This window comes from Acidithiobacillus sp. TH-A35, from assembly GCF_057473505.1.
Genome location: NZ_JBYCKR010000067.1, coordinates 1 through 11488, shown reverse-complemented (window position 1 = coordinate 11488; position 11488 = coordinate 1). Strand labels below are relative to the sequence as shown.

General features: G+C 60.7%; 12 protein-coding genes. 9 read left to right on the top strand and 3 right to left on the bottom strand.

The window, feature by feature from the left end:
- Positions 1-1040, top strand: a 1040-nt coding sequence (locus AC2VNK_RS02640; protein ID WP_486882703.1) for a hypothetical protein, incomplete at its 5' end; no start/stop codon positions are given.
- Positions 1040-3058: a transglutaminase TgpA family protein gene (locus AC2VNK_RS02635; protein WP_486882702.1), complete on the top strand. Its 2019-nt coding sequence runs from the start codon at positions 1040-1042 to the stop codon at positions 3056-3058. The genes AC2VNK_RS02640 and AC2VNK_RS02635, both read left to right, overlap by 1 nt.
- Positions 3059-3072: 14 nt before the next feature.
- Here AC2VNK_RS02635 and AC2VNK_RS02630 read toward each other — a convergent pair whose 3' ends face one another.
- Complete coding sequence (locus AC2VNK_RS02630) at positions 3073-4761, bottom strand: ABC transporter ATP-binding protein (protein WP_486882701.1); 1689 nt, start codon at positions 4759-4761, stop codon at positions 3073-3075.
- Positions 4758-5081, bottom strand: a complete 324-nt coding sequence (fdxA, locus tag AC2VNK_RS02625; RefSeq protein ID WP_291508561.1) for a ferredoxin FdxA — start codon at positions 5079-5081, stop codon at positions 4758-4760. Before fdxA ends, AC2VNK_RS02630 begins: the two co-directional genes overlap by 4 nt.
- A 209-nt stretch (positions 5082-5290) precedes the next feature.
- Here fdxA and AC2VNK_RS02620 point away from each other — a divergent pair, with 209 nt between their 5' ends.
- Entirely contained in the window at positions 5291-5893 is a 603-nt protein-coding gene (locus tag AC2VNK_RS02620; protein WP_291523969.1) for a peroxiredoxin, read from the top strand.
- A 93-nt stretch (positions 5894-5986) separates the two neighbouring features.
- Here AC2VNK_RS02620 and AC2VNK_RS02615 read toward each other — a convergent pair whose 3' ends face one another.
- Positions 5987-6712 (bottom strand): hypothetical protein, encoded by a 726-nt coding sequence (locus AC2VNK_RS02615; protein WP_486882700.1) that lies wholly within the window; start codon positions 6710-6712, stop codon positions 5987-5989.
- 146 nt (positions 6713-6858) lie between these two features.
- On the opposite strand from AC2VNK_RS02615, the gene AC2VNK_RS02610 reads away from it, so the two are divergent.
- The 6 genes from AC2VNK_RS02610 (at position 6859) to AC2VNK_RS02585 (ending at position 11409) form a co-directional block, all read left to right on the top strand.
- Positions 6859-7680 (top strand): PHP domain-containing protein, encoded by an 822-nt coding sequence (locus AC2VNK_RS02610; RefSeq protein WP_486882699.1) that lies wholly within the window; start codon positions 6859-6861, stop codon positions 7678-7680.
- 102 nt (positions 7681-7782) lie between these two features.
- Complete coding sequence (locus tag AC2VNK_RS02605) at positions 7783-8820, top strand: AI-2E family transporter (RefSeq protein ID WP_486882698.1); 1038 nt, start codon at positions 7783-7785, stop codon at positions 8818-8820.
- An 88-nt stretch (positions 8821-8908) separates the two neighbouring features.
- Entirely contained in the window at positions 8909-9334 is a 426-nt protein-coding gene (locus AC2VNK_RS02600) for a hypothetical protein (protein ID WP_486882697.1), read from the top strand.
- 53 nt (positions 9335-9387) lie between these two features.
- On the top strand, positions 9388-9855 hold the full coding sequence (locus AC2VNK_RS02595) for a hypothetical protein (protein WP_486882696.1): 468 nt from the start codon (positions 9388-9390) through the stop codon (positions 9853-9855).
- Positions 9848-10612: a 23S rRNA (guanosine(2251)-2'-O)-methyltransferase RlmB gene (gene rlmB / locus AC2VNK_RS02590; protein WP_291523979.1), complete on the top strand. Its 765-nt coding sequence runs from the start codon at positions 9848-9850 to the stop codon at positions 10610-10612. Before AC2VNK_RS02595 ends, rlmB begins: the two co-directional genes overlap by 8 nt.
- A 23-nt stretch (positions 10613-10635) precedes the next feature.
- On the top strand, positions 10636-11409 hold the full coding sequence (locus tag AC2VNK_RS02585) for a TatD family hydrolase (RefSeq protein ID WP_486882695.1): 774 nt from the start codon (positions 10636-10638) through the stop codon (positions 11407-11409).
- Positions 11410-11488: the final 79 nt, after the last annotated feature.

The window sequence follows — 11488 nt, the reverse complement described above, 5'->3', positions numbered from 1 at the left end:
GCGGCACTGCTGATGCAGGATACCTGGGGTTTTGGCCCGTGAGTCGCAAACGGCGGGAGGTACGTCTTTCCCGTCCTGGTAAGGTCTTTGTCGGGCTAACCCTGGCCCTCGGCTTTTCTGCCGTAAACACGGGTAATAATGTCTTGTTCCTGCTGGTTTCCATGATGCTGGCCATTATGGTGCTCTCCGGTTTCGTCGCCGTCGCCAACCTCTGGCGGGTGCGTGCCGCAGTGCTGCCCGGCCAGATTTTTACCGCAGGAGAGCGGGGCGATCTGCTCTTGCGCATTCATAATCCACGCCCCTGGCCACTGTGGCTACTGGAACTGCGCTTAGGCGATGCGCGACGCACCCTGACTCGCGTAGGTGCGCGCCAGGAAGCGTTGGTAGCCCTGACCTGGCACCCGCCCCTACGCGGTCAGCCGCCGTTACCCCCTCTACGGATGGGTTCCGCCTTTCCCTTTGCTTTTGTCTGGCGCGGTATGCACCTGGCGATGGAGTCAGCGGATCAGCCCTGGGTGGCCCCCGCTGCGGGCGAGCCATCGTTGCTACCGGCAGATCTGGGTCAGCAGGAGGCGGAGGGGGGTGAGCCCGGCGGCAGCGGTGATCTGCTCTGGGTGCGGGAGCGTCTGCCCGGAGAAGGGCTTGGCGCTGTAGTCTGGCGCCGGGTGGACTGGTCTTTAGGCGTGCAGGGCGCGTTGCGCTTGCCTGTCCGTGAGCGGGAGCAGGCAGGGCAGCGACGGATATTGCTCGACTGGGAAGACGCGACGCTGCGACGCTGGCTGGTGGAGCAGCGCCTGCAAATACTCCGCGCGGCGCTGGACATCGCGCTGGAACGAGGCTGGGCGTGGCAACTGCGGATGCCTGGCGGGATGATTACGGGTCGCGGACACTCGGGCCTGGATCAAGCCTTGTTGCTGCTGGCGCAACAGCCGCCTTTGCCGGTGCTCCGGGAGGCTGATCAGCGTGCTCCCCTGCCTTGGGGCCTACGCTCTGCCGGACAGTGGTTGCGGCGCTTGCCGCATCCGGGAAGGGTGGGCTGATGCCTGGTCTGCGGCTTCCCGCGCGTAGTGTGGGCTCCTTACTGGCGGCGTTGATGGGTGCCTTTTTGCTCCTCGCGCTGGGTTCGGAGGCGGCACTCTGGGCCATGGGGGCTTGGGTCGTGGCGACCGGTCTCGGGCTGTATGGGGCCTGGCATGGGCGCCTGCCTTGGTTCAGTGCGGCGCAACGCTTGCTGCTGGGTCTTTTTCTGCTGGCGCTGGCGTTGCTGCTGGCCGGATGGGGCAACTGGCTGGCGATGGCCAGTCAGGCGGTGCTGGTGCTGCTGGCGGTGAAGGCACTGGAAATACGCAGTCAGCGCGACTTTTATCAGGTGGCGGCGCTGGTGCTGCTGGGCATGGGGGTGGCAGCGTGGCTGCGCGTGGATGTTCTGCTCGGTATTTTTGTGTTGGCGGCCTTATACCTGTCCCTGCTGGGATTGCTCTGGCAGCCCTTAGCCGATGCAGCGGTGGAGCGCACGACGGAAGGGCTGCACTGGCGGGATTTCCGCTACATGCTGGTCTTCAGTCTGGTTTTTCTGCTGGTGCTGTTGCCGGTGACGGCCATTTTCTTTCTGATATTGCCGCGTACGCCGACGCCGCTCTGGGCTTGGGCACCGCCACAGGGGGTGGCGCATTCGGGTTTCAGCGCGGATTTGTCGCCAGACCGTATTGCGCATCTGGCCCTCGACTCCGCCACGGCTTTTCGGGCGCAGATCAGTCCGCAGCCCGCTAACCCGGAGAGTTTATATTGGGTGGGCGCGATCCTCTGGCGCGATGAGGGCCGGAGCTGGGTGCCGGATCCACCTGCCGCCATGGTGCAGGGCGCTGTATCTGCCGACGCCGGTGCCACAGGCATTCGACAGAAAATCGTTTTAAGCCCCGATAACAGTAATTATCTGTTTGCCCTAGCTGCGCCTTATCGTCTGAATATCCCGGTCACCTACCAGCAGCAGGCGGATGGCGTATTGCGTCTGGACAAGGCGCCCGGTTTGCTCATGCGTTATATCGTCTGGTCTGCGCCTGCCGCACCGCGTCTGCTCTCTGCAGCGGAGCGCGCCGCGGCCCTGCAGGTGCCTGCCGACACCAGCCCGGACGTGCGCGCGTTGGCGGCACGATTTGCGGGCGGTAGCGGTGCTGTGGTGGTGCAGCGTCTGCTGCACTGGTTTCATGAGCCCTCTTTCCGCTACCGCCTGCAAGCGCCGACGGGTTACCCCCACGGGCAGGGCGTGGTGGATTTTCTCCTCCATACCCATACGGGTTTTTGCGAATACTACGCGGGCGGATTGGCTCTGCTGCTCCGGCTGGACGGAATTCCGGCACGGGTGGTGACCGGGTATCACGGTGGTGAGTACAACCCGGTGGGCAACTACTGGATTGTGCGGCAGAGCATGGCCCATGCCTGGGTACAGGCCTGGCTACCGGGACAAGGCTGGGTGCGGCTGGATGCGACGCCTGCGCTGACGGTGCCCGGTCAGGAGGGCAGCAATTCCGGGACCTTAGCCCCCGCAGTGGTGCCCGGCGCTCAACAGCTTTGGGACTGGTTGCAATGGCAGTGGATCAACATGGTCATCGACCTGACCCCGGCCAAACAGCGTGCCCTCTGGGAGTCAGCGGGCCTGCAAATGATGCAGATGGCGCAGTCGTTTGCCCATCCGCCACACTGGCCGAAGGCACCGAACTGGCACCGGCACGCCGCGCTGGCTTGCTGGCTGGCGGGGGGCAGTGCTTTGCTGCTGATGGCCTGGCTGCTGTGGCGCCGCCATCGGGCGGGTCAGGGTAAGGATGTCGGATATTGGCGCCAGCGTGCGGCGCGTGCCTTGCGTACTTTGGGATTGAATGACGTTCGACCGGGGGTGGAGAGTTTGTTCTGGCAACGGTTGCCCGTGCCCGCGGATCAGTGGGAATCTGTGCGTGAAATCTATCTGGCCCAGCGTTATGGTTCCACTCCGGATGCCGATGGCGACCGGCGTCTATCTGAGGCCTTAGTTACGCTGCGCCAATCGTTGCGAGAAACTTTCTGAACGTTTAAGGCCGCTTATGCGGCTCCGTGTTCCTGTTCTTCGGCCACGATCTGGCCACGCTCCAGGCGGATGATCTGATCGGCGAGACGGGTAGTGCGCGGGCGGTGCGCGACGATGATAAGGGTTTTCCGGCCGTGGAGGGCGCTGAGGGTATCGGCGATGCGTTCTTCACTTTCGCTGTCGAGGTTGCTGGTGGCTTCGTCAAGGACCAGCACGGGGCGATCCAGATAGAGCGCGCGGGCGATGGCGAGCCGCTGGCGCTGGCCGCCGGAAAGATTGCCGCCATTGCCCTTGATCATCGTTTCCAGCCCGCCTATTGGGGCTAAAAACTCCCAGGCGTGCGCTTGCCGCGCGGCCGCCTCGGCGCGTTCGTGATCGGGTTGAGCATCGGCATAGGCGATATTGCTCAGGGCGGTGCCGCTGAAGAGTACGGGCTCCTGAGCCACAAAGCTGAAATAACCCCGGTAATCGCCGGCAGGGAGATCGCGGATGGACCGCCCAGCCACCGTAATGTCTCCCCCGCTGGCCGGCAGCAAACCGAGCATCACCCGCACCAGACTGGTCTTGCCGCCGCCGCTGGGGCCGACTATGGCCGTCGTGCTGAGAGGTGGTATGGTGAATTGGAGACCGCGTAAAATCGCTTCGCCCCCCAATTGTAACTTGAGATCGTGGCACTGCCAGGTGCCCCAGGGACGTGGCGTCGGGGAGCGCTGGCTGGCCTCTGCCGGTTGGTCCAGCCAGGCGAAGAGCCGGTCCGCAGCAGAAAGACCTTGTTGCAGTTGATTGTTGGCCGAGGAGAGCTGGCGCAGGGGCTCATAGATCATCCCCAGCGCCGTCAGAAAGCTGAAGAAGGCCCCTGTCGTCATTCCGCCATTCACCACCTGATCGCCCCCTAGATAGATGATGACCGCAATGCCCAGCGCCGCAATCATCTCCATGACGGGAACCGTCGCCTTCTGGATGCGGGCAATCTGCATCATCAGGTCGAAGTAGTGACGCGCCTGAACACCGAAACGCTGCGCCTCAAAGCCTTCACCGCCCTGACTTTTGATCACTTCGGCGCCGCGCAGGCTTTGAGAAAATTGGTCCATGATCTGACCCATCTGTTCTTGTTGGCGTTCGCCGCGCTGGCGCAGCTTCTGGCCGAAACGAATCAGGGGATAAAACGCGATGGGCAGAGTGATGAAGCTGATCAGTGCCAGTTTCCAGCTCATGTAAAACACTACCGCCATGAGCGCGATGATCTGGAAGGTGGAAAGAAAGAAGCGCGCCAACACCGAGAGGCCTTGCTGCAATAAAGTCAGATCCAGGCTCATCCGCGACAGGGTGCTACCGTGACTGCTGTCGATGAGGGTGCCGAGGGGCAGGCGCAGGGTATGGGCGAAAAGACGCTCGCGCAGACCGCGCAAAACGTCTTCTTCCACCCGGACGAGGGTGATAGCCTGTACGTAATCGGCGCCGCCTTTAACGGCGTAGATCATTATGACGCCCAGGGGCAGCCAGATGAGCATGCTGGCGTTGCGGTCGATGAAGATCCGGTCGAGAACCGGTTTGATCATGTAGGCTACCCCACCGGTGGCCGCCCCGGAAATCACCATGAAGAGCATGGCGAAGAGGATGCGGCCGCGATATGCGCGGACCAGGCCGAGCAGCCGACGAAAGCTGGGAGAACGCAACGCGGCGGGCGCGCCAGCGTTGCTCACTCTTCGAGCAGGCCCCGTTTATCCTTTACTTCCAGCCAGGCATCCGCATCTTCGGGCGCCATTTTCTTTTGAACGATGGCCGGCCAGATCTTGGCGAGGCGGGCATTGATTTCCTCAAATTCTTCCTGCCCTTCGGGCAGGTCATCGTCGCGGAAAATGGCACCCGCAGGACATTCGGGCTCGCAGAGGGTGCAGTCGATGCACTCATCGGGGTCGATGACCAAAAAATTCGGTCCTTCGCGGAAACAGTCCACAGGGCAGACATCTACACAGTCGGTATATTTGCACTTGATACAAGATTCAGTCACCACGTAAGTCATGGGGGCCAAGCTCCTCACATTTTAGTCTAATGGATTATGACCGGGATCGCCCGGCGGGCTGGAGGCCTATTCTAGCCTAAGGAGTGCGTGCTGCCCACTGGGGGGAGTTTGCCCATATCCTCCGCAGCCTGGACGTAGCGAAATATGAAAAAGTTCGCTATAGTAAAAATCTGGACTTCATCCTGCCGTTTCAACAGAGGAGAAACACGATGGCTGTATTAGTAGGCAAAGCTGCTCCCGATTTCGTGGCCCCCGCGGTCATGGGCGACAATACTATCAATGAAGCTTTTCATTTTTCTCAGTATATCAAGGGAAAATATGCCGTATTGTTTTTCTATCCGCTGGATTTTACCTTCGTCTGTCCCTCGGAAATCCTCGCGTTCAATCACCGTCTCTCGGAGTTCAAGGCGCGCAATACGGAAGTCATCGCCTGTAGCGTGGACTCCCACTTCACCCATCTGGCCTGGAAAAACACGCCGGAAGAGAAGGGCGGCATTGGCCACATCCAGCTCCCCATGGTGGCGGACCTCTCCAAGAGTATCGCGCGCAATTATGACGTTTTGCTCAATGATGAGGTGGCGCTGCGTGGCTCCTTCCTGATCGACCGCGAAGGTGTGGTACGCCATGAAGTAATCAACGACCTGCCCCTGGGCCGCAACATTGACGAAATGATCCGTATGGTGGACGCGTTGCAATTCTCTGAAGAGCACGGTGAAGTTTGCCCGGCACAGTGGGAGAAGGGCAAAGCGGGCATGAAGCCGACCAGTGAAGGTGTTGCCGACTTCCTGGCGCATCACGGCAAAGAGCTCTGATTGCCGGTTATCCTGTTTGCGCCCAGCGCAGGAACCCGCGTGGGTGAACAGGTAACATGGCCCGGATTGGCGTCCGGGCCATGTTATTGGGATTCAGTGCAGACTATGTCCGGCACGTTTTGCCGCTTCTTCCATGACCGCCTTCACCTCATCCGAATAATCACCTTGAGCCACTTGCTGGCGTCCTTCCCGAAAGAATAATGGCGCATCGGCAGGTAAATGATGCACCAATGCTGCAAAAGCACACCGCATTTCCGCTGGATCCTGCGCACGCGTCGCCGTGATGCCCCAATTCAATAACAGAATACGCCAGGGGCGGTGTGGATCTGCGCCATCCAGATCGGTGCCATAGTCTGCGGATGCGGCTTCTTTCACCTTGCCCATCAATTGGGCCAGGGAACGCAGTTCGTCGGGCTCGCCGCGACTATTGGCCAGAATGGCCAGACCGTTGACGATAGGCTCCAGCGTATGGATGGCGCCGCATTGATTACATACCCATGCTGCGAGACTGACGGTGATCATTTCCAGGGCCGCCTTCGCCTGACGCTCACCCAGGCGCTCGGCCCAGGTGGCGAGATCCATCAGCAGACCGATGGCCAGGTCGCCGATGCGCTCCGGCTCGTCGGCGGGCAGGGAAGGGTCCCAGGAGGCAACATCCGTTGTCAGCACTGCGAAAAGCTGGCGCAGGGCGTCCACAATCATTGGCGGGGTGATCTGCTCTCCGCTGGCGATACCGCTCTCGGCAAAGGCCCCAAGGATGGGTTTGGCGTATTGTTCAAAGCGCTTTTGTGCGCCTGAGATGTCCAGGATGAGAGCCACTGTCGCCTCCGATATGCTCAGATGAAGAGCTGAGCGTGTTATGCTAGCATGGAATGGTGCCGGAATTCCGCAGCAAGTTGCATCCTCTTTATTCAGGAATCTTCTCAATGTCGCACCCAAACCCCGTTTCTCCTGTTGATTTGCATATGCACTCCCTCGCCTCCGATGGCACCATGACGCCCAGCGACCTAGTGCAGCGGGTGCATGCGGCGGGGGTGCGCGTCATGGCGCTGACTGACCATGACAACACTGCGTGGCTTGCGGAGGCCAGTGTGCAGGCGGCGGCACTGGATATTCAACTTATCCCCGGCGTTGAAGTCTCCAGCGAATGGAGCACCCAGGGTATCCACGTTGTCGGCCTTTTTATTGACCCCGCGAATGGCATCTTACAGGAAGGTTTGAGTCGGATTATGGCCTTCCGTGACTGGCGTGCCTTAGAAATCGGACGTTTATTAGACGGTGCCGGTATTCCTGACGCAGAAGCCGGAGCGCGAGCGATGGCGGGCGGCCGCATGGTGGGGCGTAGCCACTTTGCGCGCTGGCTGGTGCGTGAGGGATATTGTGCAGACGCGAATGAGGCCTTTGGCAAATATCTTGGGCGCGGTTGTAAGGCCTACGTGCCCAGCGACTGGATTCCCATGCCCGAGGCGGTTGGCTGGATCAACGCGGCAGGTGGATCCGCCGTTCTCGCCCACCCTGGTCGCTATAAACTCAGCGGTACCCGGCTGCGTGCCTTGCTCACCGAGTTCCGGGATGCGGGCGGCATCGGCCTTGAGGTCTGCTCTGGCAGTCAGGCGGCCGGGGATCGTGAGCATCTGGGGCGTCTCGCCCGACAACTGGGCATGGCGGGATCGGTCGGCTCCGACTTCCATGGCCCGGATGTTGGTCATGCTGCCATCGGTCATCTGCTCACCTTGCCCGACGGTGTCGAGCCGGTCTGGGATCGCGCCGGTATTCATATTCACTGATCGGTCAATCTTGTCGGTTTTTCTGACGCTTATGTGCATTTCCATCGGCACGGCACTATGGTATCTTTGCACTCCATTGTAGATTAACACCAGGGGGATGGGGTGCAAAAAAGCCAAAAGCCATCACGCTACGCCAATTGGGGCATGTTCGTGTTGCTGCTGATTTATGCCGGCGCCGCATACACCCTCAGTCCATTCGCCGGCCCCCTGCTGATGGGGGCTGTGCTGACAACAGTGGGCTGGCCCTGGCAGTTGCGCCTGGAGCGTGCGTTCTGTTTGCCGCGCTGGCTGGGTTCGCTTATACACGCCCTGGCATGGGTGGCTATCATCATCATTCCTGCAGTCATTATCGTTGATTCTGTATTGCCCCAGGTAGCGCTGCTCATCTTCCGCTGGCAGTCAGGTGGTCCGCTCGTCGAAGTGCCACCGGGCGTGATGCAGATTCCTTACGTCGGCCATTGGCTGCTCAGCCATATGCATGGGCTGAACGGTGCCTCTCTCTCCGCGCTCCTCAGCGCCCATTCCGGCCTCGTCACCGATTCTCTGGGTCAGCTCTGGATATTTACGTTACATACGTTTTTTGCGGCACTGACCGTGTTTGCGCTGGCCCTGCACGGTGAGCGTCTCACGGAGGCGCTGCACCTGGGGGCTACACAACTCTGGGGCCGTGATCGTGGCGATCGGTTTTTGGCCGCCTGCCGGGATGCCGCGCGTTCGGTGCTGATCGGCCTCATCGGTGTGGGTGTGGTGGAGGGCATGTTTATTGGTATCGCTTACGCTGTTGCCGGCCTGAGCATGTGGCCCCTTTGGTTGGTCGCTACCGCACTGATATCGCCGATACCCTTTGGCGCCACGGCCGTAGTCGGCGCGGCCACCCTCTGGCTCACTTTTACGGGGCATTGGATCGCCGGCCTGCTCGTTCTCGCCTGGGGGTTGGTCGTCATTACCGTGGCGGATCTGGTGGTACGCCCACTGCTCACCGGATCGCAGACGCAGGCCCCCTTCTTTCTAGTGTTCTTTAGTATTCTTGGTGGTGCGGAAGCCTTCGGCTTGATCGGCCTGATTATCGGACCTATTCTGGTGCTGTTGGCGCGCGGGGTATGGCGTGCCTGGGAGCGGCGCATTCGCTTGCAGGAGTAGTTGCGCAGATCACCGCGGTTGTGGAACTGTACAGGCTTTCCGCCCATCTAACCAATGGGTATTATCTTTACGAAATCAGGAGCACATTATGGACTACTCAATGTTGGATCAACAATATAATCAGTTGCAGCAGCAGACCCAGAACAACCTGCAGGCCTTGCAGCAGGTCGCCGGACGGGTGAACGCCATGGCACCGGATAATATGACCGGACGCGAGATCAGTATGGAATTGCGCAGCCTAGCCATAAACCTGCAACAACAGCAGCAGAATGTGGGGATGATGCTGCAGCAGATGGTGCAGCGTATCCAGCAGTTGGAAATGCAGATGCAGGGGATGGGGCAGCAGGGTGGTATGAACCCCAATATGGGGCAGCAGCGTCCCTGGAATGCGCCCATGCAGGGACAGCCGGGTATGGGCAGCGGTTTCCTGGGTAATGTCATGACCGGTTTGGGTCTGGGTGCGGGTTTCGCGGTGGCGGACAATATCGTTGACGATATTTTCGACAGCTTCTAAGTCCGTATGATAATCGCGCATTTTGACGGTTTCCTGCAGTTTGTGCCCTGCTAATGATACTACCGCTGTCGGTGTATCTGGATCTGGAGTCGCGCGTTCTCGCCTGGGCTGCAGGGCAGAGATGGCGATTGCAGCGTACCGGCCCTTTGCGACGGGGTGAATGGCCGCTGCCGCGCCTGGAATTTCTCCGCGATGGCGTGTTGATGCCGGACGAGTGGGACGTCGCACTTGCTGCCTGTCCCCTGTTTGCGGGGTTTGCCTCCGGGCAGCGGGAGGCATGGAGTCAGGAAGGCATCGAGGTAAAATTTTATCAGGCCCCGACCGAATTCCTGGGTTTTGCGCAGATCGCCCATACGGGGCCAGCCGGGTTTGTCGCGGTGTGTCGCAGCTTGCCGGGCTGGGATCAGAACCCGGCACCTGACGAAGCAGCGGCCTTTGCGCGCGTCGGTCTGCCTTGTGTGCCGCCCTCCCAGCGTAATCCTGAAGTTTTCACGATGTTGGCGGGAGTGCCGGGTGACTGAAGAATCCCTCTACGGTATCCACGCGGTCAGCGCCGCGCTGGATTCGCGAGAATTGCTGGAGCTCTGGGTGGCGATTGAGCGAAGGGCCGATGACCGTGTCGCGCCGTTACTGCAAAAGGCCACAGAACAGCATCTGCCAGTGCATGAATGGCGGAGCACGGCACTGGGGCGGAGGCTGAATACCGACAAGCATCAGGGCGTGGGCGGCTTGCTGCGCGCCTTTCCCGGGCAGGACTTCGAGACGATCCTTGCGCAATTGGACGGCCGTGGCTTCCTGCTGGTGCTGGATGGTGTGCTTGATCCGCACAACCTCGGTGCCTGTCTGCGCAGTGCGGAAGCAGCGGGGGTCGATGCGGTGATTCTGCCCAAGGATAATGCCTGTCCGGTCAATGCCACCGTGCGCAAGGCGTCTGCCGGATCGGCGTCACGCGTTCCGGTCTGTACCGTGACCAACCTGTCGCGAACCTTGTCTGCTCTGCAAGAGGCGGGCTTCTGGCTGGTCGGGATGGCGGGGGAGGGGGCTCAGAGTCTTTATACGCTTGACCTGAATATGCCGCTGGTGATGGTGATGGGTGGGGAGGAGAAAGGTTTGCGCCGCCTTACTCGCGAGCACTGCGATTATCTGGCGCATATTCCCATGATGGGAGCCATCGAAAGCCTGAACGTGTCCGTCGCTACCGGGATTTGCCTCTTTGAGGCGGCCCGGCAAAGGCGGAATCTGTCTGCCCAGCATGTCGGGCAGGAAAAATTCGCCTGAATCCGCCAGAAGGTCATAAACGCATGCTGGTAGACTCCCACTGTCATCTGGATTTCGACGATTTTGATGTAGACCGGGCCGCTATTCTGGCGCGTGCCCAGGCAGTCGGGGTGCAAGAAATACTGATTGCGGCGGTCGTCGAGGCGCACTGGCCGCGGGTGCAGGCGCTGGCTGCCGAGTACCCCGGCGTGTGGGCGGCGGCGGGTGTGCATCCCAATGAACCCGCAGTAGAGACCCCGGAATGGGGGCATCTGCTCGCCGCCTTGGCGGCAGACAAAGTAGTGGCCGTCGGCGAGACCGGCCTGGATTATTTCCGCAGTGAAGGGGATTTGTCCTGGCAGCGGGAGCGATTTGCCCGGCATATTGCCGCCTCCAAGGTTACGGGAAAGCCGCTGGTCGTCCATACCCGTGCGGCGGCGGCGGACACCATCGCCATGCTGCGCAGTGAAGATGCGGCGGCAGCCGGTGGCGTCATCCATTGCTTCACCGAAAACTGGGATTTTGCGAAGGCGGCCCTGGATATGGGCTTTTATATCTCCTTTTCCGGTATTGTGACTTTCAAGAAGTCCGTTGAATTGCAGGCGGTGGCCAGGAAGGTGCCGGCGGATCGCCTGCTGGTGGAGACGGACGCGCCCTATCTGGCCCCCATGCCGCAACGCGGCAAGCGCAACGAGCCTGCTTTTGTCGCGCATGTCGCGGCCCTTCTCGGGGCGTTGCGGGGTGAGACGCTGGAGGATATCGCCGCGCAGACCACGGCCAATTTCCACGCCCTGTTTAAGCACGCGGTAGCGGCATGAAGATTGTGTTCCTCGGTACGGGATCCAGTGCCGGAACACCAGTGATTGCCTGCTATTGCCCGGTTTGTAGCAGCGCTGA